Origin of the sequence: Paraliobacillus salinarum (assembly GCF_014083865.1) — a bacterium.
GTDB classification, from domain to species: Bacteria; Bacillota; Bacilli; order Bacillales; family Amphibacillaceae; genus Paraliobacillus; species Paraliobacillus salinarum.
The window spans coordinates 41,743-67,439 of the sequence record NZ_JACEFA010000011.1 but is presented as its reverse complement, the minus strand read 5'-3'; the positions used below and the strand labels follow the sequence as shown (position 1 = coordinate 67,439).

Below are 25,697 nucleotides of genomic sequence, written 5' to 3'. Positions count from 1 at the left end.
TTATGGAAGAACAAAAAGTGAAGCAAATGAAGAGTCTTGCGCTTGCCTACATGGGGGATGTCATATACGAATTATATGTTCGTGAGCATCTAGTGACATCAGGTTCAAAAAGGCTAAACGATTTACACAATGCTGCGGTCAATTTTGTCTCTGCGAAATCACAGGCAAAAGTAATTCGTTATTGGATTGAGCAACAAATGTTAACCGAAGACGAGCAGGCTATTGTTCGACGTGGTCGAAATGCGAAGTCTGGCTCCACGCCTAAAAACACAGATGTACAAACATATCGTTATAGCACTGCTTTTGAGGCATTGCTAGGTTTCCATTATTTAGCGGATAATGTCGTTCGTCTGCAAGAATTGATTAACGAAGCAATTGAATTTGTTGAGAAGGGAGAAAAGTGACATGTCGGAAGAGTGGATTATAGGAAAGAACCCAGTTATAGAAGCATTGAAGTCTGGTCGATCGATAAATAAATTATTTGTATCGGACCAATTAAACCATACAGCTGGTCAAAACTTGGAACGATTAGCTAAGGAACATGGAACTGTAGTGACGCGTGTTCCAAAACAAAAGTTGGACAAGATGGTAGATGGAAATCACCAAGGTGTTGCTGCTTCTGTTGCTGCATATGCATATGCATCCATAGAGGATTTATTTGAGAAAGCTGAACAAAAAGGAGAAGCACCTTTCTTTATTATTCTGGATGAAATAGAAGATCCGCATAATCTGGGTTCAATATTGAGAACAGCTGATGCGGTAGGAGCACATGGTGTTATTATTCCTAAACGTAGAGCGGTTGGATTGACAGCGACAGTGGCAAAAACATCAGCGGGAGCGATTGAATACATCCCGGTAGCAAGAGTCACAAATATTTCACAAACAATTGATGAATTAAAGGAACGTCATGTGTGGATTGTTGGTACAGAGGCAGAAGCAACAGAAGATTATCGTTCGCTTGAGGGAACATTGCCGTTAGCCCTAGTCATTGGGAATGAAGGAAAAGGCATGAGTAGATTAGTTCGAAAAAAATGTGATTGGACAGTTAGCTTAGCAATGACAGGTAATGTCTCCTCTTTAAATGCATCAGTGGCAGCAAGTATTCTGATGTATGAAGTTTTTAGAAAGCGTAACCCAATTGGTGAAATGTGATGGATGTCCTGCTTGTTGATGGCTATAACATGATCGGAGATTGGCAAGAATTAAAAAAATTAAAAGATGTTGATTTAGAACAAGCTCGAAATTTGTTGATTGAAAAAATGGCAGAATATCAAGCGTACAGAGGGTATCGAGTCATTGTTGTTTTTGATGCCTATGAAGTAAAAGGGATAGAAACGAAATATAATAACCATAAGGTAGAAGTTATTTATACAAAAGAACAAGAAACTGCAGATGAATGTATCGAGCGTTTAATCAAGGAGTTAAAGAATGTAAAAACAAAAGTTTATGTTGCCACATCTGATTATGAAGAACAACGAACAGTTTTTGCCCAGGGAGCTTATCGAAAGTCAGCTCGAGAACTATATTTAGAAATTGAAAATATTCAACATGAAATTGAAGCAGACCTTAAATCATACAAATCAAGACAAATTTCTACTAAAATTCCTATAAAGCAAGATATACTACAAATATTCGAGCAATGGAGAAGAGGGCAAAAGTAAAAAAGCTGCTGTTGACGCAAATGAAGCGCTTCCTGTATAATATTTCTATATCTTCACTTTCCACAGCTAGGGGGAGACTAGGTTGAGTGTCACTTATGCGTATACAACAAATCAAGTAGTAGAACTAGAAATGTTAAATGACGATGAGCTTATCGAACTTGCTCATCGTGAGAACAGTCATGCATTGGATGTTCTCATTAATAAGTATCGTGGATTTGTTCATGCAAAAGCAAGAACGTATTTCTTAATTGGAGCAGATCACGACGATATCGTACAAGAAGGGATGATTGGTTTATACAAAGCAATACGTGACTTTAAACAGGACAAGCTTTCTTCTTTTAAAGTATTTGCAGAGTTGTGTATTACTCGACAAATTATCACTGCAATAAAAACGGCTACTAGACAAAAGCATATGCCATTAAATTCATACGTATCTTTAGATAAACCTGTCTATGATGAAGAATCAGAGCGGACTTTGTTAGACGTATTAGTGAATGCTGCTGTTACCGATGACCCTCAAGAACTTCTTGTTAATCAAGAAAGGTTTGGTATTTTAGAAGGAAAGTTGGATGAGGTGTTAAGTGAATTAGAACGAGAAGTGCTTGCTTTGTATTTAGACGGGCGAACATATCAAGAGATTTCTGATGATTTGAAGCGACACGTTAAATCAATTGACAATGCTCTACAACGTGTGAAAAGAAAGTTAGAACGATGTTTAAATTTTAATGAAATAGAGCTTTAAATCAATTGTGCATTACCAAGTAAAGCGTTGACAGGCCTTAAGAACCATGATAAATTATTAAGAGTGTGAAACCCTTAACTGATACAAGGGGTGGGACGATTGCAAAAGAAAATAGTATTAGCATGTAGTATGTGTCTTAATAGAAATTATCATTCAAATAAAAATACATCGAATAGTGAACGGTTAGAAGTAAATAAATTCTGTAAAAAGTGCAATAAGCATACATTGCATCGTGAAACAAAGTAATTAACTTTTTTAAAATTGGTATAAGTTTGGGGGTTACCACCTATGAATCTTGTTGCATTTTTTAAAAATGTCTCTAGAGAAATGAAAAAAGTATCATGGCCTGGTGGGCAAGAGCTATTTCGTTACACAGTAACTGTTGTAGCAACAGTAGCATTTGTTGCCGTGTTTTTTGCAATAGTTGATTTAGGGATTACGCAAGTTCTAAATTTATTTTTTGAATAGATCTCAGCTTTATATGCTATAATGATAATAAATAAAACGTTTCTTAAGAGAAAAACCCGTATTAGCGGGTTTTTTAAATTGGAAAAAAATAAAAGGGAGGGAAGGGACACGAGGTTGTCCTGTTATATGGAAAAACAATGGTTTGTCGTCCATACGTATTCTGGTTACGAAAACAAGGTGAAAACAAATTTAGAAAAAAGATTAGAGTCAATGGGGATGGAAGACAAGATTTTTCGCGTGCTTGTACCAGAAGATGAAGAAACTGAAATAAAGAACGGAAAAAGAAAAACAGCTATGAAGAAAGTGTTCCCAGGATATGTGCTAGCTGAAATGGTTATGACAGATGACTCTTGGTATGTCGTTCGTAATACGCCGGGAGTAACGGGTTTTGTTGGTTCAGCAGGATCAGGGACAAAGCCGACACCGCTATTACCAGAAGAAGTAGAGACGATATTGAAGCGTATGGGAATGAATGAAACAGTAACGGAAGTAGATTTTGAAGTGAAAGAAAGTGTTCGTGTAATTGATGGGCCATTTAAAGATTTCACAGGTGCTATAGAACAAATCGACCCGGATAGACAAAAGGTAAAGGTCCATGTGAATATGTTTGGACGCGAAACACCGGTTGAACTAGATTTCACACAAATCACTAAATTATAATTCGATTTGATAGCTTTGAGAAATAGTTGACAACATACACTTGCAATTTTTGTTGTCTCGTGCTAGAATTTTAATGTTCTTTATACTTATAGTGTAAAGTTTTAATTTTGTATACGAAATGAGTGGGAGGGTATTGCCCTATTACCACATCACGGACTTAAGGAGGTGTGTCTCGTGGCTAAAAAAGTAATTAAAGTAGTTAAACTTCAAATCCCAGCGGGGAAAGCAAATCCAGCACCACCAGTTGGGCCGGCTCTAGGTCAAGCAGGTGTTAACATCATGGGATTCTGTAAGGAATTTAATGCCCGTACGCAAGAGCAAGCAGGTATGATTATACCGGTAGAAATTTCGGTTTTTGAAGACCGTTCCTTTACATTTATTACAAAGACTCCGCCAGCTGCGGTGTTGCTTAAGAAAGCAGCAGGTATTGAAAGTGCATCAGGCGAACCAAACCGTAATAAAGTTGCGACATTAAAGCGTGACAAAGTAAAAGAAATTGCGGAAACAAAAATGCCTGATTTAAATGCTGCTGACGTAGAAGCTGCTATGCGTATGGTCGAAGGTACTGCGCGCAGTATGGGTATTGTTATTGAAGACTAATCCCGTATCGTAGACGGATGATGTAAAGGTTGCGGTGGTGCAAATCATAGCCATTTCGCAGCCTTTTTGTAAGATGCTAAACATCAGCCGGATGCAGGTCTATTGTCTGTTCACCTTTTAAGGTAAACGGCAGCCGCTTTTAAAAGTGGGAGGTATAACCGCTAAAACCACATTCGAGGAGGAAATAATAATGGCTAAAAAATCAAAAAAGCAACAAGAAGTTTTGAAGCTTGTTGATCGCACAAAAGCATATGATGTTAAAGAAGCTTTAGATTTAGTGAAGCAAACAGCTAAAGCGAACTTTGATGAAACAGTTGAAGCTGCGTTTCGTTTAGGGGTAGATCCTAAGAAAGCAGATCAACAAATTCGTGGAGCAATGGTATTGCCTCATGGTACAGGAAAAACACAAACCGTTTTAGTTTTTGCTAAAGGTGATAAAGCGAAAGAAGCAGAAGCTGCTGGAGCTGATTACGTAGGAGAGCAAGATCTAATTAACAAAATCAATCAAGGTTGGTTTGACTTTGATGTGATTGTAGCAACTCCAGACATGATGGCTGAAGTTGGTAAATTGGGTCGTGTACTTGGACCAAAAGGTTTAATGCCAAACCCTAAAACAGGTACTGTTACATTTGAAGTAGAAAAAGCAGTGAAAGAAATCAAAGCTGGTAAAGTGGAATATCGTGTGGATCGTCAATCTAACATTCACGTACCAATTGGAAAAGCTTCTTTTGAGTTAGACCAATTAGTAGAAAACTTCCAAGCACTAGCTGATACACTTATCAAAGCAAAGCCACAAGCTTCAAAAGGTATCTATATGAAGAATGCTTCCGTAACATCTACGATGGGCCCTGGTGTAAAAGTTGACCCATCAACATTCTCATAATAAGTAATTAGCTATTGACTTCGTAATAGCCATTGGCTATAATGAACAATGTTGAAAAATAAATTAATTACGTTGTACCGTAGACAGTAGGTGCCGAACGGCTTAAATATTCCTACCGAGGTTTTCGAATAAAGATAATGTTGCCTGGCAATCTATGTCTATTCATTCAAACCTTCACGTCTACTAGGCGTGAAGGTTTTTTAGATGTGGGTGGGCCTGGTGTTTCGGTATAATGATTAGTCAATAGGAGGTGGAACAATGTCAACCATTATTGAACACAAAAAACAAGTTGTATCTGAAATTGCAAATAAGTTCCGCGATAGTAAAACAACAATACTTGTAGATTACCGCGGTCTAGATGTTGCTGAAGTTACAGAGCTTCGTAGTCAACTACGTGATGCGGGTGTAGACTTCAAAGTGTACAAAAACACAATGACTCGTCGCGCTACAGAAGAAGTTGAGCTTACTGATTTAGACGAATCACTTGTAGGACCTACTGCTATCGCGTTTAGTAATGACGATGTAATCGCACCTGCGAAAATTCTGAATGAGTTTGCTAAAAAGCATGAAGCGTTAGAAATCAAAGCTGGTGTGATTGAGGGAAGTGTTGCAACGCTTGATCAAATTAAAGAGCTTGCAGAGCTACCGAACTACGAAGGATTACTTTCTATGCTACTCAGCGTATTACAAGCTCCAGTTCGCAACTTCGCTTATGCGACAAAAGCTATTGCAGAACAAAAAGAAGAGCAAGGTGCTTAATTGCATCGTAAGTTAGATTGGAAATATTACAAAAAATAATAGTTTATATTAGGAGGAAAATATAATGTCTAAAGAGCAAATTATCGAAGCGATTAAAGAAATGTCTGTTCTTGAATTAAATGATTTAGTAAAAGCAATTGAAGAAGAATTTGGTGTAACTGCTGCTGCACCTGTAGCAGTAGCTGGTGGCGCTGCTGGTGGCGAAGCTGCTGAAGAGAAAACTGAATTTGATGTAGTTCTAGAAAGTGCTGGAGCTTCTAAAATCAAAGTTGTTAAAGCAGTTCGTGAAATCACAGGTCTTGGACTTAAAGATGCGAAAGATCTTGTAGACAACGCTCCAAAAGCAATCAAAGAAGGCGTTGCTAAAGAAGAAGCAGAAGAAATGAAAGCTAAACTTGAAGAAGTTGGCGCTTCAGTAGAATTGAAGTAAAGTAATTAATCATAAAGCTCGTCTACTAGTAGGCGAGCTTTATGTTATATCATCAAAAGTAGGTGCTAATATGTCGGAGCAATACTTTGCAAATAAACCTCAATCTAAAAGCAACCCCAAAACGTGGTCATATAATCTTCGTGACCAAACCTTTCAGTTCGTGAGTGATGTCGGTGTTTTCTCAAAAAATGAAGTAGACTTTGGTTCTAGAGTTTTAATCGATGCTTTTCAGCAACCTGATTTATTAGGAGATATAATTGATTTGGGTTGTGGTTATGGGCCTATCGGTTTGTCTATTGCTAAAGCATTCCCCGACAGACATATTATACTTAGTGACATCAACGAGAGAGCGGTTGAGTTAGCGAAGCAAAACGCGGATAAAAATGATGTCAAAAACGTTTCTTTTTATCTTGGCGACCGATTAGAGGCTATTCCAAAAAGGGATTATGCTGCGATATTGATCAATCCACCAATTCGCGCTGGAAAACAGACAGTACACCGTATGTTTGAAGATAGTTATGATATGTTGAGTGACCGTGGTGAACTGTGGATTGTAATTCAAAAGAAGCAAGGCGCTCCTTCTGCAATTAAAAAGTTGAATGAGTATTTCAGGAGTGTAGAAATTATAGAGAAAAATAAAGGTTATTTTATCATAAAAGCAATAAAATAAACAAACCTAAAAAACTTGACTCGAAGTTTCATTTGTGGTAATATTAAAAAATGCCAATAGGCCCGTTTGCTTGTCAAGTGATTTTTACCTTATTTTTAAAAGGTATATTAATGTAGCTTAAGGATAGAATGGTAAAATGCGGACTTGAATGAGAGATGAAGCAACAATGTGCTTAGAAGAAAATTAATTAATATGTACTACCATTTATGCTGAAAAAGAGCAGATGGTTTATTATAACTTGTGAGTTGCTTATGCATTCGCAAGTTTGTTCGGTATATGTGCCGAACAATTTTTATTCTGATTAAATTATACCTTTTCCGCTGTATAAGTCAATAGCAGAGAATGTATTTTGTAACAGGATAAGGTATACAAGCTTAATGTAATAAATTTTATGCATTAAGCTTTCTATGTTTTTAATTCTTGATTTGAGGGGTGAAGCAGTTGACAGGTCAACTAGTTCAGTATGGACGGCACCGCCAGCGCAGGAGCTACGCGCGTATTAGTGAAGTATTAGAATTACCGAATCTAATTGAGATTCAAACCGCTTCCTATGAATGGTTCTTACAGGAAGGCTTACGAGAAATGTTTAAAGATATTTCTCCAATTGAAGATTTTGCGGGGAACCTATCGCTAGAGTTCGTAGATTATAGCTTAGGAGATCCAAAGTATCCAGTGGATGAATCGAAAGAAAGAGATGTTACGTATAATGCTCCGCTTCGTGTTAAAGTTCGTTTGTTGAACAATGAAACTGGCGAAGTGAAAGAACAAGAAGTATTTATGGGTGATTTCCCATTAATGACAGATACGGGAACATTTATTATTAACGGAGCAGAGCGAGTAATTGTGTCTCAGTTAGTTCGTTCACCAAGTGTTTACTACAGTGGTAAGATTGACAAAAATGGTAAGCGTGGATATACAGCTACAGTGATTCCTAATCGTGGAGCTTGGTTAGAATTTGAAACAGATGCAAAAGATGTTGTGCATGTTCGTATTGATCGAACAAGAAAAATGCCTATCACTGTGTTGTTACGTGCTTTAGGCTTCGGAAACGATCAAGACATCATCGATTTAATTGGTGATAATGAATATTTGAAAAACACATTAGAAAAAGATAACACTGAAACAAGTGAAAAAGCGTTACTAGAAATCTATGAACGTTTACGTCCTGGTGAACCACCAACTGTAGAAAACGCAAAAAGCTTGTTAGTGTCTCGCTTTTTTGATCCGAAAAGATATGATTTAGCGAATGTTGGTCGCTATAAAATAAATAAGAAATTACACATTAAAAACCGTTTGTTTAATCAAACGTTGGCAGAGACGTTGGTCGACCAAGAAACTGGCGAAGTGATTGGTGAAAAAGGTGCAAAAATAGACCGTCGTTTATTGAATAAAATCCTCCCTTATTTAGACGCTGAAGAAGGTAGTTTTGGTGAGAGTTACTTACAGCCAAATGAAGGCGTTCTTGAGGGTGACATAAAAATTCAGTCAATCAAGATTGTTGACCCTACCGATCCGGAAGGGGAAAGAACATTAAACGTAATCGGTAACGGTGCGGTTGATGATTCTGTTAAAAATATTGCGCCGGCTGACATTTTAGCGGCTATTAGTTACTTCTTTAACATTTTACATCAAGTTGGAGATACCGATGACATCGATCACTTAGGAAATCGTCGACTTCGTTCGGTTGGTGAATTGTTACAAAACCAATTCCGTATTGGTTTGTCTAGAATGGAACGTGTAGTTCGTGAACGTATGTCTATTCAAGACACGTCTGCGATTACACCTCAACAATTAATTAATATCAGACCTGTGATTGCTTCTATTAAAGAGTTTTTCGGGAGTTCACAATTGTCACAGTTTATGGACCAAACAAACCCGTTAGCAGAGCTAACGCATAAACGCCGTTTGTCTGCATTAGGACCAGGTGGTTTGACGCGTGAAAGAGCAGGTTTTGAAGTGCGTGACGTTCACTATTCCCACTATGGTCGTATGTGTCCGATTGAAACACCAGAAGGACCTAACATTGGTTTGATTAACTCTCTATCATCTTACGCTAAAGTTAATAAGTTTGGTTTTATTGAAACACCTTACCGTCGTGTTGATCCAAACACAGGAAAGGTAACTGACCAGTATGATTATCTGACTGCGGATGAAGAAGATAACTTTGTAGTTGCACAGGCCAATGCTCGTTTGACTGATGAAGGCTCTTTTGGAGATGAAGAAGTAATTGCCCGTTTCCGTGGTGAGAATACAATTGTAAGTCGTGACCGTATTGATTACATGGATGTTTCCCCTAAGCAAGTAGTATCTGCTGCGACGGCTTGTATTCCTTTCTTAGAAAATGATGACTCAAACCGTGCGTTGATGGGTGCTAACATGCAACGTCAAGCTGTACCGTTAATGCAACCTCGTTCTCCGATTGTAGGAACTGGAATGGAGTACGTATCAGGTAAGGATTCGGGAGCTGCTGTAATTAATCGTTATGAAGGAATCGTAGAACGTGTGGAAGCGAAAGAAGTCCATGTTCGACGTATTTCTGAAATAGATGGAAAAGAAGTACAAGGTGATTTGGATCGTTATCGTTTACAAAAATTCATTCGTTCTAACCAAGGTTCATGCTATAACCAACGTCCGATTGTTCGTGTTGGAGATCGTGTGACAAAAGGTGAAATATTAGCAGATGGTCCATCCATGGAAGACGGTGAACTAGCATTAGGTCAGAATGTGCTAGTTGGCTTTATGACATGGGAAGGCTATAACTATGAAGATGCGATTATTATGAGTGAGCGTCTAGTAAAAGACGATGTGTATACATCAATTCATATTGAGGAATATGAATCAGAAGCACGTGATACAAAATTAGGACCAGAGGAAATCACGCGTGATATTCCTAACGTTGGTGAAGATGCATTACGCGATCTTGATGAGCGTGGAATTATCCGTGTCGGTGCTGAAGTCGAAGATGGCGATTTATTAGTAGGTAAAGTAACACCTAAAGGGGTAACAGAACTTTCTGCTGAAGAGCGATTGTTACATGCTATTTTTGGTGAAAAAGCTCGTGAAGTTCGTGATACATCCTTACGTGTTCCGCATGGTGCAGGTGGAATAGTTCATGACGTGAAGATCTTTAACCGTGAAGACGGCGATGAATTACCACCGGGTGTAAATCAGCTTGTTCGTGTTTATATCGTTCAAAAACGTAAAATCCACGAAGGAGATAAGATGGCTGGTAGACACGGAAACAAAGGTGTTATCTCAAAAATACTTCCTGAAGAAGATATGCCATTTTTACCAGACGGTACTCCGATTGACATTATGTTGAATCCGCTAGGGGTTCCTTCACGTATGAACATCGGTCAAGTACTAGAGTTGCATTTAGGTATGGCTGCTAGACAGCTAGGCATTCATGTGGCTTCACCAGTATTTGATGGTGCTAGTGAGGAAGATGTTTGGGAAACAATCGAAGAAGCTGGAATGGCTAGAGATGCTAAAACAGTTCTTTATGATGGTAGAACAGGTGAACCGTTTGATAACCGTGTATCTGTAGGTGTCATGTATATGATTAAGCTTGCGCACATGGTTGATGATAAACTACACGCGCGTTCTACTGGACCGTACTCACTTGTAACGCAGCAACCATTAGGTGGTAAAGCGCAATTTGGTGGACAGCGTTTTGGTGAAATGGAAGTTTGGGCACTGGAAGCTTATGGTGCTGCTTATACTTTACAAGAAATTTTAACGGTTAAGTCGGATGATGTAGTAGGTCGTGTGAAGACGTATGAAGCGATTGTTAAAGGCGAAAGCGTCCCTGAACCAGGTATTCCAGAGTCGTTCAAAGTATTGATCAAGGAATTACAAAGTCTTGGTATGGACGTGAAAATGTTATCAGCTGATGAAGAAGAAATTGAATTGCGCGATATAGAGGAAGAAGAAAATCAATCTGCTGATCAATTTAATTTAGAATTAGAAGAAAGATAAATAAAGTATTATTGCTTTATTTTAAGTGAATCATTTAAAAATCAGTTGCCAAATGAAAGATGTTAACATCTTTCATTTGGTTGCTATTGGAACACATACTAAAAGGGAGGTAGGCCCCTTGCTAGATGTAAATAATTTTGAATATATGAAAATTGGGCTAGCATCACCAGACAAAATTCGTTCTTGGTCATATGGAGAGGTTAAAAAACCGGAAACCATTAATTATCGAACACTTAAGCCGGAAAAAGACGGTTTGTTTTGCGAAAGAATTTTCGGTCCGCAAAAAGATTGGGAATGTCATTGCGGTAAATACAAACGTGTACGTTACAAAGGTGTTGTCTGTGACCGTTGTGGTGTAGAGGTAACAAAATCAAAAGTACGTCGTGAGCGTATGGGTCACATAGAATTAGCCGCTCCAGTTTCGCACATATGGTATTTTAAAGGGATCCCAAGTCGAATGGGCTTAGTGTTAGATATGTCTCCTAGAGCGCTAGAAGAAGTCATTTATTTCGCTGCTTATATCGTAATAGAGCCAGGTGAGACAGCTCTTGAGAAGAAACAGCTTTTATCAGAGAAAGAATATCGTGCATACCGTGAAAAATACGGCAAAGGTTTTCAAGCCGACATGGGTGCAGAGGCAATTAAACGAATTTTAGAAGATGTCGACCTAGAGAAGGAAGTAGAAATTTTACGCGAAGAATTAAAAACTGCACAAGGTCAACGTAGAACAAGAGCGATTAAACGCTTAGAAGTATTGGAAGCATTTCGTAATTCAGGGAACCACCCTGCATGGATGATTTTAGACGTGTTACCGATTATTCCTCCTGAGCTAAGACCTATGGTTCAATTAGATGGTGGACGTTTTGCAACGTCCGATTTAAATGATCTATATCGTCGTGTTATTAATCGTAACAACCGTTTGAAGCGACTATTAGACCTTGGTGCGCCAAGTATTATCGTTCAAAACGAAAAGCGTATGCTTCAAGAAGCTGTTGATGCATTGATTGATAATGGTCGTCGTGGCCGTCCAGTGACTGGACCAGGTAACCGTCCGCTTAAATCTCTTTCACACATGTTGAAAGGTAAGCAGGGACGTTTCCGTCAAAACTTGTTAGGTAAACGTGTGGATTACTCAGGTCGTTCTGTAATTATCGTTGGTCCTAACTTGAAGATGTATCAATGTGGCCTGCCAAAAGAAATGGCTGTGGAATTATTTAAACCTTTCATTATGAAAGAGTTGGTTGAAAGAGGCTTAGCGCATAACATTAAGTCTGCTAAAAGAAAAATTGAAAGATTACACCCAGAAGTTTGGGATGTATTAGAGGACGTAATTAAGGAGCACCCAGTACTCTTAAACCGTGCACCAACACTACACCGTTTAGGAATCCAAGCGTTTGAGCCTACATTAGTAGAAGGGCGTGCAATCCGCTTGCACCCACTTGTTTGTACAGCTTATAACGCTGACTTCGATGGTGACCAAATGGCGGTTCACGTACCATTGTCTGCAGAAGCGCAAGCAGAAGCTAGAATTCTTATGCTAGCAGCGCAGAACATCTTGAATCCGAAAGATGGAAAGCCAGTAGTTACACCGTCTCAGGATATGGTATTAGGAAACTACTACTTAACAATGGAACGTAAAGGTGCTATAGGTGAAGGGATGGTCTTTAAAGATCTATCCGAGGCGTTAGTAGCATATCAAAACGGTTATGTTCACCTGCACACTCGTGTTGCTGTTCAAGCATCATCACTAAATAAAGAGAGTTTAACAGATGAACAAAAAAATCAATTATTAGTTACAACAGTAGGTAAATTAATTTTTAATGATATGTTACCAGAGTCATTCCCTTATATGAATGAACCAACACAAGAAAACCTGGAAGTTCAAACACCTGAGAAATACTTTATTGAAAAAGGTGTGAATGTGAAGGAATTCATCTCTGAGCGTGAGATTATTCTTCCATTCAAAAAAGGTATTCTAGGAAACATTATCGCAGAAGTCTTTAAGAAGTTTAAAATCAGTGAAACATCTAAAATGCTTGACCGTATGAAGGATCTTGGTTTTAAATATTCTACTAAAGCAGGAATAACTGTTGGTGTGGCTGATATTGTTGTGTTGGCTGAAAAAGAAGAAATTCTTGAAGAAGCTCAAGCTAAAGTAGATAAAGTTCTTAAAAACTTCCGTCGTGGTTTGATTACTGATGAAGAACGTTATGACCGTGTTATTTCAATTTGGTCCCAAGCTAAAGATGTTATTCAAGAGAAGTTGATGAAGACTCTTGATCCAAGAAACCCTATCTTCATGATGAGTGATTCCGGAGCTCGTGGTAACGCATCTAACTTCACCCAGTTAGCTGGTATGCGTGGTTTGATGGCTAACCCGGCAGGTAGAATTATTGAATTACCAATTAAGTCTAGCTTCCGTGAAGGGTTAACAGTATTAGAATACTTTATCTCTACCCACGGTGCGCGTAAAGGTTTAGCTGATACAGCGCTTAAGACAGCAGACTCAGGTTACTTAACTCGTCGTCTAGTTGATGTAGCACAAGATGTAATTATTCGTGAGGAAGATTGTGGAACAGATAAAGGTCTAACGGTTAGCGCGATCACAGAAGGTACTGAGTTAATTGAACCATTAGTTGACCGACTAATTGGTCGGACAGCATTCCAAACTGTGCGTCATCCGGAGACGAAAGCTCTGTTAATAGATAAAAATGAAGTGATCACAGAAGATATAGCAAAACAAATAGTTGAAGCTGGCATCGAAGAAGTGATTATACGAACAGTATTTACATGTAATACAAAACACGGCGCTTGTAAAAAGTGTTATGGCCGTAACTTAGCAACAGGCGATGAGGTTGAAGTAGGAGAAGCAGTAGGAATTATCGCTGCTCAATCCATTGGTGAGCCTGGTACACAGTTAACGATGCGTACATTCCACACGGGTGGGGTTGCCGGAAGTGATATTACACAAGGTTTACCTCGTATTCAAGAGATATTTGAAGCGAGAAATCCAAAAGGGCAAGCTGTTATCTCTGAGATTTCAGGCGTTGTTGAGGATATTACCGAAGTGAAAGACAAGAAAGAAATTGTTGTACAAGGAGCGGTAGAAAAACGCTCTTATACTACACCGTATGGCGCTCGTATAAAGATAAGCATTGGTGATAAAGTTGATGCTGGTCAAGCGCTAACTGAAGGTTCTATTGATCCGAAAGAATTATTGAAAATTCAAGGTGTAGACGGCGTTCAATCCTACTTGCTTAAAGAAGTGCAAAAAGTATACCGTATGCAAGGTGTTGAGATTGGTGATAAGCACGTCGAAGTAATGGTAAGACAAATGCTTCGTAAAGTTCGTATCGGTGATGCTGGTGATACTGATGTGTTGCCTGGTTCATTGCTAGAAATTCACCAATTCAGAGATGCAAACAAGAAGGTGCTTTCAGAAGGAAGTCAGCCTGCGGTAGGAAGACCAGTTCTACTTGGTATTACAAAAGCATCACTTGAAACAGATTCATTCTTATCTGCAGCATCTTTCCAAGAAACAACTCGTGTCTTGACTGATGCAGCAATTAAAGGTAAGAGAGATGAACTATTAGGACTTAAAGAAAATGTTATCATTGGTAAGCTGGTTCCTGCTGGTACAGGAATGCAAAAGTATCGCAAAATAAAAGCAGAAACAGAAGAGCCGATGGACCAAATCACAGAAGAAATTGAGGAAGAAGTTACACCTTAATCATTCTAGTCTGTTGAAGAGATAACAAGGTAAAAAAGAAGCGCCTGTATATAAGAAACAAACAATAAATTATTGAATATTTTATTGACATCAAGTTTCTAGAGTGGTACTATATTCAAGGTGCTTCTGTTATCCTTGTTGCTTTGGAGGATATGTAAATGTCTTATGAAAAAGTAGCTCAGGTAAAAGAACAGTTAATTATAGGCACGAAACAAACACTGAAAGCCATCCGAGATGGAGAAGTGACTGAAGTTGTTATAGCTGTTGATGCAGATCAGCAGATAACAAACAAGGTGTCGCAACTCGCAAAGGAAATGAACATACCCTGTATTCAAGTAGACTCCAAAAAGAAACTTGGTAAAGCATGTGGTATTGATGTGGGTACGGCGACTGTAGCAATAAAGCAATAAAGTTTTGATAAGTGGATCAGTCCATTTGTGAAGACTTTGTTTTTTGCTTATAAATGAACCACCTGGATGTGTGGGATTACAACTGATAGAAGAGAGGAGGAAAATTCATGCCAACTATTAACCAATTAGTGCGTAAAGGCCGTGTGAGTAAAGGCAAAAAGTCAGACTCACCAGCTTTAAATAAAGGGTATAATAGCTTTAAAAAATCTTTAACAGACCAATCTTCACCACAAAAACGTGGTGTATGTACACGTGTAGGTACACTAACTCCAAAGAAACCGAACTCTGCATTGCGTAAATATGCTCGTGTTCGTTTAACTAACGGAATTGAAGTAACTGCATATATTCCTGGAATTGGTCACAACCTTCAAGAACACAGTGTTGTACTTATCCGTGGAGGACGTGTAAAAGACTTACCTGGTGTACGTTATCACATTGTACGTGGAGCGTTAGATACAGCAGGAGTAGAAGGTCGTGCACAAGGTCGTTCTAAATATGGAACTAAAAAGCCAAAAGCTAAAAAATAAAAAAATAGTAGTATAAGAAAGGAGGTTAGACAATGCCACGTAAAGGTCCAGTAACAAAACGTGATGTCTTACCAGATCCGTTATATAACTCAAAGCTTGTTACTCGCTTAATTAACCAAATTATGGTTGATGGTAAGAGAGGTAAAGCACAAAAAATTCTTTATAAAGCATTTGAACTTGTTCAAGAGCGTAGTGGTCAACCATCTATTGATGTCTTTGACCAAGCTATGAAAAATGTAATGCCAGTTCTTGAAGTTCGTGCTCGTCGTGTTGGTGGTTCAAACTACCAAGTACCTGTTGAGGTTCGTCCAGAACGTCGTCAAGCACTAGGACTTCGATATATTGTTAATTATTCTCGCTTGCGCGGTGAAAAAACAATGGAAGAACGTCTTGCAAATGAAATTTTAGATGCTTCTAACAACACAGGTGCGTCTGTTAAAAAACGCGAAGATATGCACAAAATGGCAGAAGCAAACAAAGCATTTGCTCACTACCGTTGGTAATTTAAAAATAAAGATGATCGCTTAATCAGCGTAGTTTTTGTTTTAAGTCTATGCATAATAACATGCAAAAAATGACAAATTAAAATAGAACTCACAATCAGGAAGGAGAAAGAAATATGCCTAGAGAATTCTCCTTGGAAAAGACACGTAATATTGGGATTATGGCCCATATCGATGCGGGTAAAACAACTTGTACCGAGCGTATTCTTTTCTACACAGGACGTATCCATAAGATTGGTGAAACACACGAAGGTGCTTCCCAAATGGACTGGATGGAGCAGGAGCAAGAGCGTGGTATTACAATCACATCTGCTGCAACAACTGCTCAATGGAAAGGTCATCGTATTAACATTATTGATACTCCAGGACACGTGGACTTCACAGTTGAGGTTGAACGTTCCCTGCGCGTACTTGATGGTTCGGTAGCTGTACTTGATGCACAATCAGGGGTAGAGCCACAAACAGAAACTGTTTGGCGTCAAGCTACTACTTACGGTGTGCCAAGAGTTGTTTTTGTTAACAAAATGGATAAAACAGGTGCTGATTTCCTATATTCTGTAGGAACACTTAAAGATCGTCTGGGTGCAAATGCACATCCAGTACAACTTCCAATCGGTGCAGAAGATAATTTCGATGGAATTATCGATCTAATTGAAATGGAAGCACACTACTATATGGATGATTTAGGAACTCGTGATGAAGCGCGTGAAATTCCTGAAGAATACAAAGAGCAAGCTGAAGAATACCGTACAAACCTAATTGAGGCTGTTGCTGAAACAGATGAAGAATTAATGATGAAATATCTTGAAGGTGAAGAGATTTCTAAAGACGAATTAAAAGCTGCTGTACGTAAAGCGACTTTAAGCGTTGAATTCTATCCTGTATTCTGTGGATCAGCTTTCAAAAACAAAGGTGTACAGTTACTAATTGATGGTGTTATTGATTATTTACCAGCACCAACAGATGTACCTCCGATTGAAGGTCATGTACCACAAACAAATGAAGAAGTTACTCGTAAACCTGGAGATGATGAACCTTTCGCGGCTCTAGCGTTTAAAGTAGCAACTGACCCGTTTGTTGGTAAATTAACTTTCTTCCGTGTATATTCTGGTAAATTAGACGCTGGTTCTTATGTTAAGAACTCTACAAAAGATAAGCGTGAACGTGTAGGGCGTATCTTGCAGATGCACGCAAATTCAAGAGAAGAAATCTCTACCGTTTATTCCGGTGATATTGCAGGTGCTGTAGGTTTGAAAGATACATCTACAGGGGATACACTATGTGATGAGAAGAACCTAGTTATTCTTGAATCAATGGAGTTCCCAGAGCCGGTAATTTCAGTAGCGATCGAACCAAAATCTAAAGCAGACCAAGATAAAATGTCAATTGCTTTAGGAAAACTTGCTGAAGAAGATCCTACGTTCAAAACTGAAACTAATGTTGAAACTGGACAAACAATCATCTCTGGTATGGGTGAACTTCACCTAGACATCATTGTTGACCGTTTGAGACGTGAATTCAAAGTAGAAGCAAACGTAGGTGCTCCACAAGTATCTTACCGTGAAACATTCCGTGCTGAAGCGGAAGTTGAAGGTAAATTTGTGCGTCAGTCTGGTGGTCGTGGACAATACGGTCACGTTTGGGTTAAATTTGAACCTAACGAAGAAGGCGCTGGTTTTGAATTTGTTAACAAAATTGTCGGTGGTGCTGTACCGCGTGAATACATTGCTCCTGTTGAAGCAGGGATTAAAGAAGCAATGGAAAACGGTGTTGTTGCAGGTTATCCATTGATTGATGTTAAAGCAACATTGTTTGACGGAAGCTATCACGATGTCGATTCAAACGAAACTGCATTTAAAGTTGCGGCTTCAATGGCATTGAAAGCTGCGAAAAACAAATGTAATCCAGCCCTATTAGAACCGATGATGAAAGTGGAAGTTGTTATTCCAGAAGAGTACATGGGTGACATTATGGGTGACGTTACTTCTCGTCGTGGTCGTGTAGAAGGTATGGAAGCAAGAGGATCTGCTCAAGTTGTTAAAGCATTTGTTCCACTTGCAGAAATGTTTGGTTATGCAACTGCATTGCGTTCAAATACGCAAGGTCGTGGTGTATATACAATGCATTTTGATCACTATGAAGAAGTACCAAAGAGTATTTCAGAAGAAATTGTTAAGAAAAATACTGGAGAATAATTGATTTTTTTCTCATTCTAACGTATAACTTGTAATGTGAGCTTAGAAATAGAATGCTAATTTTGTTTCTGAGCGAACATACATGTCATATAAACACATTTTTTTAAAATTAAAGGAGGAACTATAAATGGGTAAAGAAAAATTTGACCGCTCCAAAGACCACGTTAATATTGGTACTATTGGACACGTTGACCATGGTAAAACTACACTAACTGCTGCTATTTCAACAGTACTTCACAATCGTTCTGGTTCAGGTACTGCAATGGCATATGATCAAATCGATGGTGCTCCGGAAGAGCGTGAGCGTGGAATCACTATTTCAACTGCACACGTTGAGTATGAAACTGAGAACCGTCACTATGCACACGTTGACTGCCCAGGACACGCAGACTACGTTAAAAACATGATTACAGGTGCTGCACAAATGGATGGAGCTATCCTAGTAGTATCTGCTGCTGATGGCCCAATGCCACAAACTCGTGAGCACATCTTGCTTTCTCGTCAAGTTGGTGTACCTGCAATTGTTGTATTCTTGAACAAATGTGATATGGTAGACGACGAAGAATTACTTGAACTTGTAGAAATGGAAGTTCGTGATCTTCTTTCTGAGTACGATTTCCCTGGAGACGACGTACCAGTAATTAAAGGTTCTGCTCTTAAAGCACTTGAAGGCGAAGAAAACTATGTTAATGCAATCTATGAATTAATGGATGCTGTTGACGAATATATTCCTCGTCCTGACCGTGATACTGAAAAAGATTTCATGATGCCAGTTGAGGATGTATTCTCAATCACTGGTCGTGGTACTGTTGCTACTGGACGTGTTGAGCGTGGAGTAGTTAAAGTAGGAGACGAAATTGAAATCATCGGTTTAGCTGAAGAACCATCAAAAACTACTGTTACTGGTGTTGAAATGTTCCGTAAGCTTCTTGACTATGCTGAAGCTGGAGATAACATTGGTGCACTTCTTCGTGGGGTTTCTCGTGAAGATATTAACCGTGGACAAGTACTTGCTAAGCCAGGTTCAATTACTCCACACACAAACTTCAAAGCAGAAGTTTATGTACTATCCAAAGAAGAAGGTGGACGTCACACTCCATTCTTCAACAACTACCGCCCACAGTTCTACTTCCGTACTACGGATGTAACTGGTATCATTCAACTTCCTGAAGGCGTAGAAATGGTTATGCCTGGAGATAACGTTGAAATGACTGTTGAACTTATTTCTCCAATCGCGATTGAAGATGGAACTAAGTTCTCTATCCGTGAAGGTGGACGTACAGTAGGCGCTGGTGTTGTAGCGACTATCCAAAAATAATATATTTATATAGAAAGAACAGATGGCCTAGCTATCTGTTCTTTTTTATGAATATTTGTTAAACATAAAAAAATAAAATAAATACGATAAAACCTTGCAATTTAACATACTTTTATTATATAATGAACGATGTTGGTCATAAAAGGCGATGATGCGGAAGGTTGTTGGCACACCCGGCCCCTTTGCCATGGCGGGGTGCGAAGGAATTTTCGCGGAGAATGTCTATTAAAAAATGGGCGAAAAAGGAGGGAAAGTAATGGCAAAAGAAAAAATTAGAATTCGTTTGAAAGCATACGATCACCGTATTCTTGATCAGTCTGCTGAAAAAATTGTGGATACTGCAAAACGTTCTGGTGCAGGTGTATCGGGTCCAATCCCATTACCTACTGAGAAATCAGTGTATACAGTTCTACGTGCGGTTCACAAGTACAAAGATTCACGTGAGCAATTTGAAATGCGCACACATAAACGTCTGATTGATATTGTTAGTCCTACACCACAAACAGTTGATGCTTTAATGCGTTTAGACTTACCATCAGGTGTAGATATTGAAATCAAACTATAATAGATAACATTTTAGGAGGTGTAACGGATGACGAAAGGAATCTTAGGTCGCAAAATCGGCATGACACAACTTTTCTCTGAAAACGGAGAGTTAACGCCGGTAACAGTAATTCAAGCAGAACCAAACGTAGTTCTACAAAAAAGAACTGAAGATAACGATGGCTATGAAGCTATTCAACTAGGTTTCGCTGATAAGAAAGAATCTCGTTCTAACAAACCAGCCAAAGGGCATGCTGCAAAAGCGAGCACGAACCCTAAGCGCTTCATTCGTGAATTCCGTAACGTTAACCTTGATAACTATGAAGTTGGTCAAGAAATTAGCGTAGAGGTTTTCCAAGCTGGAGATATTATTGATGTAACAGGAACTTCTAAAGGTAAAGGGTTCCAAGGTTCTATCAAACGCCACAACCAATCACGTGGTCCAATGAGTCACGGTTCTCACTATCATAGAGGCCCGGGTGCAATGGGTGTTATAGATCCAATGCATGTATTTAAAGGCAAAAAACTACCTGGACAAATGGGTGGAGAGCAAATCACTATTCAAAATCTAGAAGTAGTTAAAGTCGATGCGGAACGTAATCTTCTATTAATTAAAGGAAATGTTCCTGGAGCGAAAAAATCATTCGTAAAAATTACGGGTGCAATAAAGGCTAACTAATTATTTATTGAAGGGAGGATATGTCATGCCTAAAGTAGCACTATATAACCAAAGCGGTTCACAAGTAGGTGATGTAGAATTGAACGACGTGGTATTTGGTATTGAACCAAATGAACATGTATTACATGATGCTGTTCTTATGCAACAAGCTTCTCGTCGTCAAGGTACACACGCTGTTAAAAATCGTTCAGCAGTACGCGGTGGAGGACGTAAACCATGGCGTCAGAAAGGTACAGGCCGTGCACGTCAAGGTTCTATTCGTTCACCACAATGGGTTGGCGGTGGAGTAGTATTTGGACCGACACCACGTAGCTATAGCTATAAGTTACCTAAAAAAGTACGTCGTTTAGCTCTTCTTTCTGCACTTTCTAGTAAGGTGAAAGAAGACAATATTATTGCATTAGAAACATTAGCGTTTGATGCGCCAAAAACTAAAGAAGTGGTTAAATTATTTGATGCACTTCATGTAGATACAAAAGCGTTGATCGTTACTGCGGAAAGAGATGAAGTAATAGCTCGTTCTGCAAACAACTTACCAAACGCAAAAGTATTACCAGTAAGTGAAGTTAACGTTATTGACTTGCTTACGCATGACAAGCTGATTATTACAAAAGAAGCAGCTGAAAAAGCAGGGGAGGTGCTTTCATAATGAAAGACACACGTGATATTATTAAGCGCCCGATTATTACGGAACACTCTGCAGACCTAATGGTTGATAAGAAATATACATTTGAGGTAGATCCGAGAGCAAACAAAACAGAGATTAAACATGCTGTTGAATTAATCTTTGGAGTCAAAGTGGTTAAAGTGAACACTTTAAACCTTAAAGGTAAATTTAAGCGTATGGGTCGACACGGAGGATTTCGTCCGGACCGCAAAAAAGCTGTCGTTCAACTTTCTGAAGACAGTAAAGAACTAGAATTTTTTGAAAGTGTATAATATAACTTTATAAAAGAAGGAGGGAAACAAGATGGCGATTAAGAAGTATAAACCAACTTCAAATGGTAGACGTGGTATGTCAGGATCTGATTTTGCTGAAATCACAACTACACAACCAGAAAAAACTTTGCTTGCTCCAATTCACAAACGTGGAGGACGTAACAACCAAGGGAAATTGACTGTTCGTCATCAAGGCGGTGGACATAAGCGTCAATATCGTGTCATTGATTTTAAACGTGACAAAGATGGAATACCAGGACGCGTTGCTACAATTGAATATGATCCAAACCGTTCGGCTAACATTGCGTTAATTCACTATGCAGATGGTGAGAAGCGTTATATCTTAGCTCCAAAAGGAATTGAAGTAGGTCAAGAAATCTTATCAGGTGAAAATGCAGATATTAAATTAGGTAATGCATTACCACTTGTAAATATTCCTGTAGGTACAATCATTCATAATGTTGAACTAAAACCAGGTCGTGGAGGACAACTTGCTCGTTCTGCAGGTTCACAGGCTCAAATCCTTGGACGTGAAGATAAATATGTGCTAGTTCGTTTGACATCAGGTGAGGTTCGTTTAGTGTTAGGAACTTGCCGTGCAACAATCGGTCAAGTAGGTAACGTTGAACACGAATTAATCACTGTAGGTAAAGCTGGACGTTCTCGTTGGAAAGGTATTCGCCCAACTGTACGTGGTTCTGTAATGAACCCTAACGATCACCCTCACGGTGGTGGTGAAGGACGTGCACCAATTGGTCGTAAATCACCAATGTCTCCATGGGGTAAACCAACTCTTGGATACAAGACACGTCAACGTAATAAACCATCAGATAAATTTATTGTACGTAAACGTAAAAAATAACGGGGTTGTAAGACGAACGATTATGTTCGTCCAACAATCACGAAGGGAGGTTTATGCATGGGTCGTAGTTTAAAAAAGGGACCTTTCGTAGATGACCATTTGATGAAGAAAGTTGAAAAAATGAACGAAAGTGACAAGAAGCAAGTTGTAAAAACTTGGTCTCGTCGTTCTACTATCTTCCCTAATTTCGTAGGCCAAACAATCGCTGTATATGATGGACGTAAACACGTACCTGTTTATATTACAGAAGATATGGTTGGACATAAATTGGGTGAATTCGCGCCAACACGCTCATTTAGAGGGCACGCAGGCGATGACAAGAAAACAAAACGCTAATTATGAGAGGAGGCACTCTTGATGCAAGCAAAAGCTGTTGCAAAAACTGTTCGAATTGCTCCTCGTAAAGTTCGTTTGGTAATTGATTTAATTCGAGGAAAAAACGTTGGAGAAGCAATTGCAATTTTAAAACATACACAACGTGGTGCATCACCAGTTGTTGAAAAAGTTTTAAACTCTGCAATCGCAAATGCAGAACATAACTATGAAATGAACCCAGATGATTTATATATATCTGAAGCTTACGTGAACGAAGGCGTGACGTTGAAACGTTTCCGCCCACGCGCACAAGGTCGTGCTAGTCAAATTAACAAAAGAACAAGCCACATTACAGTGGTTGTATCAGAAAAGAAGGAGGGATAATCTGTGGGTCAAAAAGTTAATCCGATAGGACTTCGTGTCGGTGTCATCCGCGATTGGGAATCAAAGTGGTACGCTGGCAAAGATTATGCAGACTTATTACATGAAGATATTAAAATTCGTGAATATGTTGAACAACGCCTAAAAGACGCTGCTGTTTCTAAGATTGAAATTGAACGTGCAGCAAATCGCGTGAACATCTCTATTTCTACTGCAAAGCCTGGAATGGTTATTGGTAAAGGCGGTTCAGAAGTTGAAGCACTACGTAAATCACTGAACGCTCTAACTGGTAAGAAAGTTCATATCAACATTATCGAAATTAAAAAAGCTGATATTGATGCGAAATTAGTAGCTGAAAATATTGCACGTCAATTGGAGAATCGTATCTCTTTCCGTCGTGCGCAAAAACAAGTTATTCAACGTGCTATGCGAGCAGGAGCGAAAGGTATTCGCACACAAGTATCTGGTCGTCTAGGCGGAGCGGATATTGCTCGTGCAGAAAGCTATAGCGAAGGGACTGTACCACTTCATACTTTACGTGCTGATATCGATTATGGTACTGCTGAGGCAGATACAACATACGGTAAGCTTGGTGTTAAAGTGTGGATCTATCGTGGAGAAGTCCTTCCAACTAAAAACAATAAGTAAGGAAGGGGGCACGCATTATGTTAATGCCTAAACGTGTAAAACATCGTAAGCAACATCGTGGTAAAATGAGAGGTAAAGCAAAAGGCGGTACGTCTGTTGCTTTTGGTGAATATGGATTACAAGCTGTTGAAGCTTCTTGGATTACAAGCCGTCAAATCGAGTCAGCTCGTATTGCTATGACTCGTTATATGAAACGTGGCGGTAAAGTTTGGATTAAAATTTTCCCAGACAAACCTTACACTGCAAAGCCTCTAGAAGTTCGTATGGGTTCTGGTAAAGGTGCACCCGAAGGTTGGGTAGCAGTTGTAAAGCCTGGAAAAATCATGTTTGAAATTGCAGGAGTATCTGAAGAAGTAGCGCGCGAAGCACTTCGCCTTGCTTCTCACAAACTACCTATTAAAACTAAGTTTGTAAAACGTGAAGAAATTGGTGGTGAAATCAATGAAGGCTAATGAAATCAGAGAACTAACCACTGCCGAAATTGAACAAAAAATTAAGTCTTTAAAAGAAGAGCTTTTTAACTTGCGTTTTCAGTTAGCGACTGGTCAATTGGAAAACACTGCACGTCTTCGTGAAGTTCGTAAATCCATTGCACGCATGAAAACTGTTGTACGTGAAAGAGAGCTTAGTGTAAATAACTAGTTAAACCGAGAGGAGGTTAACCTCAAATGACTGAGCGTAATGATCGTAAAGTTTACACAGGTCGTGTTGTTTCAGATAAGATGGACAAAACGATTACTGTACTAGTAGAAACTTATAAGTTCCATAAGCTTTATGGAAAACGTGTTAAATATTCAAAGAAATTCAAAACGCATGATGAAAATAACCAAGCTAAGATCGGTGATATTGTTTCAATCATGGAAACTCGCCCGCTATCAGCAACAAAGCGTTTCCGTCTTGTTGAAGTAGTGGAAGAGGCAGTAATTATTTAATTTAAGTAAAGTTCACTCGGATTGATTCCGAAGGGAGGTAACGACAGTATGATTCAGCAAGAGACTCGTTTGAAAGTTGCAGATAACTCTGGTGCACGTGAAGTACAAGCTATTAAAGTACTAGGTGGATCTGGACGTAAAACTGCTAATATTGGTGATGTAATTGTGTGTTCGGTGAAACAAGCAACACCTGGTGGCGTTGTCAAAAAAGGTGAAGTGGTAAGAGCTGTTATCGTACGTACGAAAAGCGGTGCGCGTCGTAAAGACGGTTCATATATCCGCTTCGACGAAAACGCAGCAGTAATTATACGTGAAGATAAAAGCCCAAGAGGTACTCGTATCTTTGGTCCAGTAGCACGTGAATTACGTGATGCGAAATTTATGAAAATTGTATCTCTGGCTCCAGAGGTACTATAATAAAACATTTAAAACAGTAGCGGTATGATCTGTTATTACTCAGAGAAATAATAAATCAACCTTACTAGTTTTAATGTTAACAAGATCGTAATGATTAGCCTTGTAAGGAGGTGCGTTTAGCATGCATGTAAAAAAAGGTGATAAAGTACAAGTAATCTCTGGTAAAGATAAAGGGAAACAAGGCACAATTTTAGTTGCTTACCCTAAAAAAGATCGAGTGCTTGTAGAAGGTGTGAACATGGTTAAAAAACACGCAAAACCTTCTCAAGACAATCCGCAAGGCGGAATTATAGAACAAGAAGCATCAATTCATGTTTCTAATGTATTGCCGATTGATCCGAAGTCTGGCGAACCAACTCGTGTAGGATATGAAGACCGTGATGGTAAAAAAGTCCGTATCGCTAAAAAATCCGGTGAAGCGTTAGATAAATAACTTGTGCTGTGAAA

At 39.0% G+C, this 25,697-nt stretch carries 32 protein-coding genes and 1 other annotated feature; all 32 genes read left to right on the top strand.

Going from position 1 to position 25,697, the window contains the following annotated elements:
* Positions 1 to 2 precede the first annotated feature (2 nt).
* The 32 genes from HP569_RS10900 to rplX all read left to right on the top strand — a co-directional run bounded on the left by HP569_RS10900 (position 3) and on the right by rplX (position 25,683).
* Positions 3 to 404, top strand: a complete 402-nt coding sequence (locus tag HP569_RS10900) for a Mini-ribonuclease 3 (RefSeq protein WP_182201207.1) — start codon at positions 3 to 5, stop codon at positions 402 to 404.
* 1 nt (position 405) lies between these two features.
* Positions 406 to 1,152 carry a 23S rRNA (guanosine(2251)-2'-O)-methyltransferase RlmB gene (rlmB, locus tag HP569_RS10895; protein WP_182201206.1) on the top strand — a complete coding sequence of 249 codons (747 nt, stop codon included), beginning with the start codon at positions 406 to 408 and terminating at the stop codon, positions 1,150 to 1,152.
* On the top strand, positions 1,152 to 1,661 hold the full coding sequence (locus HP569_RS10890) for an NYN domain-containing protein (RefSeq protein WP_182201205.1): 510 nt from the start codon (positions 1,152 to 1,154) through the stop codon (positions 1,659 to 1,661). Before rlmB ends, HP569_RS10890 begins: the two co-directional genes overlap by 1 nt.
* Before the next feature lie 130 nt (positions 1,662 to 1,791).
* Positions 1,792 to 2,403: an RNA polymerase sporulation sigma factor SigH gene (gene sigH / locus HP569_RS10885; protein WP_182201218.1), complete on the top strand. Its 612-nt coding sequence runs from the start codon at positions 1,792 to 1,794 to the stop codon at positions 2,401 to 2,403.
* Between the two features lie 90 nt (positions 2,404 to 2,493).
* Positions 2,494 to 2,649, top strand: a complete 156-nt coding sequence (gene rpmG / locus HP569_RS10880; protein WP_425501865.1) for a 50S ribosomal protein L33 — start codon at positions 2,494 to 2,496, stop codon at positions 2,647 to 2,649.
* Positions 2,650 to 2,691: 42 nt separating this feature from the next.
* Positions 2,692 to 2,871: a preprotein translocase subunit SecE gene (gene secE, locus HP569_RS10875; protein WP_182201203.1), complete on the top strand. Its 180-nt coding sequence runs from the start codon at positions 2,692 to 2,694 to the stop codon at positions 2,869 to 2,871.
* 126 nt (positions 2,872 to 2,997) lie between these two features.
* Complete coding sequence (gene nusG, locus HP569_RS10870) at positions 2,998 to 3,531, top strand: transcription termination/antitermination protein NusG (RefSeq protein WP_182201202.1); 534 nt, start codon at positions 2,998 to 3,000, stop codon at positions 3,529 to 3,531.
* A 174-nt stretch (positions 3,532 to 3,705) separates the two neighbouring features.
* The gene (gene rplK, locus HP569_RS10865; protein ID WP_182201201.1) at positions 3,706 to 4,131 is read left to right on the top strand and encodes a 50S ribosomal protein L11; all 426 of its coding nucleotides are present in this window, start codon (positions 3,706 to 3,708) and stop codon (positions 4,129 to 4,131) included.
* Positions 4,132 to 4,321: 190 nt separating this feature from the next.
* Positions 4,322 to 5,014, top strand: coding sequence for a 50S ribosomal protein L1 (gene rplA, locus HP569_RS10860; RefSeq protein ID WP_182201200.1), 693 nt, complete (start codon positions 4,322 to 4,324; stop codon positions 5,012 to 5,014).
* Between the two features lie 59 nt (positions 5,015 to 5,073).
* Positions 5,074 to 5,226, top strand: a sequence feature (ribosomal protein L10 leader region).
* Positions 5,227 to 5,272: 46 nt separating this feature from the next.
* Complete coding sequence (gene rplJ, locus HP569_RS10855; RefSeq protein ID WP_182201199.1) at positions 5,273 to 5,773, top strand: 50S ribosomal protein L10; 501 nt, start codon at positions 5,273 to 5,275, stop codon at positions 5,771 to 5,773.
* Positions 5,774 to 5,837: 64 nt separating this feature from the next.
* Positions 5,838 to 6,203 (top strand): 50S ribosomal protein L7/L12, encoded by a 366-nt coding sequence (gene rplL / locus HP569_RS10850; protein ID WP_182201198.1) that lies wholly within the window; start codon positions 5,838 to 5,840, stop codon positions 6,201 to 6,203.
* Between the two features lie 70 nt (positions 6,204 to 6,273).
* Positions 6,274 to 6,873 carry a class I SAM-dependent methyltransferase gene (locus tag HP569_RS10845; protein WP_182201197.1) on the top strand — a complete coding sequence of 200 codons (600 nt, stop codon included), beginning with the start codon at positions 6,274 to 6,276 and terminating at the stop codon, positions 6,871 to 6,873.
* 432 nt (positions 6,874 to 7,305) lie between these two features.
* Complete coding sequence (rpoB, locus tag HP569_RS10840) at positions 7,306 to 10,851, top strand: DNA-directed RNA polymerase subunit beta (RefSeq protein ID WP_182201196.1); 3,546 nt, start codon at positions 7,306 to 7,308, stop codon at positions 10,849 to 10,851.
* 118 nt (positions 10,852 to 10,969) lie between these two features.
* Complete coding sequence (rpoC, locus tag HP569_RS10835; RefSeq protein ID WP_182201195.1) at positions 10,970 to 14,581, top strand: DNA-directed RNA polymerase subunit beta'; 3,612 nt, start codon at positions 10,970 to 10,972, stop codon at positions 14,579 to 14,581.
* 158 nt (positions 14,582 to 14,739) lie between these two features.
* Positions 14,740 to 14,991, top strand: a complete 252-nt coding sequence (locus tag HP569_RS10830; RefSeq protein WP_182201194.1) for a 50S ribosomal protein L7ae-like protein — start codon at positions 14,740 to 14,742, stop codon at positions 14,989 to 14,991.
* A gap of 107 nt (positions 14,992 to 15,098) precedes the next feature.
* Positions 15,099 to 15,518 carry a 30S ribosomal protein S12 gene (gene rpsL, locus HP569_RS10825; protein WP_182201193.1) on the top strand — a complete coding sequence of 140 codons (420 nt, stop codon included), beginning with the start codon at positions 15,099 to 15,101 and terminating at the stop codon, positions 15,516 to 15,518.
* 32 nt (positions 15,519 to 15,550) lie between these two features.
* The gene (gene rpsG, locus HP569_RS10820) at positions 15,551 to 16,021 is read left to right on the top strand and encodes a 30S ribosomal protein S7 (RefSeq protein WP_182201192.1); all 471 of its coding nucleotides are present in this window, start codon (positions 15,551 to 15,553) and stop codon (positions 16,019 to 16,021) included.
* A gap of 116 nt (positions 16,022 to 16,137) precedes the next feature.
* Positions 16,138 to 18,216, top strand: coding sequence for an elongation factor G (fusA, locus tag HP569_RS10815; protein ID WP_182201191.1), 2,079 nt, complete (start codon positions 16,138 to 16,140; stop codon positions 18,214 to 18,216).
* A gap of 127 nt (positions 18,217 to 18,343) precedes the next feature.
* Positions 18,344 to 19,534, top strand: coding sequence for an elongation factor Tu (tuf, locus tag HP569_RS10810; RefSeq protein WP_182201190.1), 1,191 nt, complete (start codon positions 18,344 to 18,346; stop codon positions 19,532 to 19,534).
* 256 nt (positions 19,535 to 19,790) lie between these two features.
* Entirely contained in the window at positions 19,791 to 20,099 is a 309-nt protein-coding gene (gene rpsJ, locus HP569_RS10805) for a 30S ribosomal protein S10 (protein WP_182201189.1), read from the top strand.
* Between the two features lie 27 nt (positions 20,100 to 20,126).
* Positions 20,127 to 20,756, top strand: coding sequence for a 50S ribosomal protein L3 (gene rplC, locus HP569_RS10800; protein WP_182201188.1), 630 nt, complete (start codon positions 20,127 to 20,129; stop codon positions 20,754 to 20,756).
* Positions 20,757 to 20,781: 25 nt separating this feature from the next.
* Positions 20,782 to 21,405 (top strand): 50S ribosomal protein L4, encoded by a 624-nt coding sequence (rplD, locus tag HP569_RS10795; protein WP_182201187.1) that lies wholly within the window; start codon positions 20,782 to 20,784, stop codon positions 21,403 to 21,405.
* Positions 21,405 to 21,695 (top strand): 50S ribosomal protein L23, encoded by a 291-nt coding sequence (gene rplW / locus HP569_RS10790; RefSeq protein WP_182201186.1) that lies wholly within the window; start codon positions 21,405 to 21,407, stop codon positions 21,693 to 21,695. Before rplD ends, rplW begins: the two co-directional genes overlap by 1 nt.
* A 31-nt stretch (positions 21,696 to 21,726) precedes the next feature.
* A complete protein-coding gene (gene rplB / locus HP569_RS10785) occupies positions 21,727 to 22,557 on the top strand; it encodes a 50S ribosomal protein L2 (RefSeq protein WP_182201185.1) in 831 nt (276 codons plus the stop codon).
* Positions 22,558 to 22,614: 57 nt separating this feature from the next.
* A complete protein-coding gene (rpsS, locus tag HP569_RS10780; protein WP_182201184.1) occupies positions 22,615 to 22,893 on the top strand; it encodes a 30S ribosomal protein S19 in 279 nt (92 codons plus the stop codon).
* Between the two features lie 21 nt (positions 22,894 to 22,914).
* Positions 22,915 to 23,256, top strand: coding sequence for a 50S ribosomal protein L22 (gene rplV, locus HP569_RS10775; protein ID WP_182201183.1), 342 nt, complete (start codon positions 22,915 to 22,917; stop codon positions 23,254 to 23,256).
* A gap of 3 nt (positions 23,257 to 23,259) precedes the next feature.
* A complete protein-coding gene (gene rpsC, locus HP569_RS10770) occupies positions 23,260 to 23,901 on the top strand; it encodes a 30S ribosomal protein S3 (RefSeq protein ID WP_182201182.1) in 642 nt (213 codons plus the stop codon).
* A 17-nt stretch (positions 23,902 to 23,918) separates the two neighbouring features.
* The gene (rplP, locus tag HP569_RS10765; RefSeq protein ID WP_182201181.1) at positions 23,919 to 24,353 is read left to right on the top strand and encodes a 50S ribosomal protein L16; all 435 of its coding nucleotides are present in this window, start codon (positions 23,919 to 23,921) and stop codon (positions 24,351 to 24,353) included.
* The gene (gene rpmC / locus HP569_RS10760; RefSeq protein ID WP_018934219.1) at positions 24,343 to 24,543 is read left to right on the top strand and encodes a 50S ribosomal protein L29; all 201 of its coding nucleotides are present in this window, start codon (positions 24,343 to 24,345) and stop codon (positions 24,541 to 24,543) included. The genes rplP and rpmC overlap by 11 nt, the downstream gene beginning before the upstream one ends.
* A 26-nt stretch (positions 24,544 to 24,569) precedes the next feature.
* On the top strand, positions 24,570 to 24,833 hold the full coding sequence (gene rpsQ / locus HP569_RS10755; RefSeq protein WP_182201180.1) for a 30S ribosomal protein S17: 264 nt from the start codon (positions 24,570 to 24,572) through the stop codon (positions 24,831 to 24,833).
* A 48-nt stretch (positions 24,834 to 24,881) separates the two neighbouring features.
* Positions 24,882 to 25,250: a 50S ribosomal protein L14 gene (rplN, locus tag HP569_RS10750; protein ID WP_182201179.1), complete on the top strand. Its 369-nt coding sequence runs from the start codon at positions 24,882 to 24,884 to the stop codon at positions 25,248 to 25,250.
* Between the two features lie 121 nt (positions 25,251 to 25,371).
* Entirely contained in the window at positions 25,372 to 25,683 is a 312-nt protein-coding gene (gene rplX / locus HP569_RS10745) for a 50S ribosomal protein L24 (RefSeq protein ID WP_182201178.1), read from the top strand.
* The last annotated feature ends 14 nt before the right edge of the window (positions 25,684 to 25,697 follow it).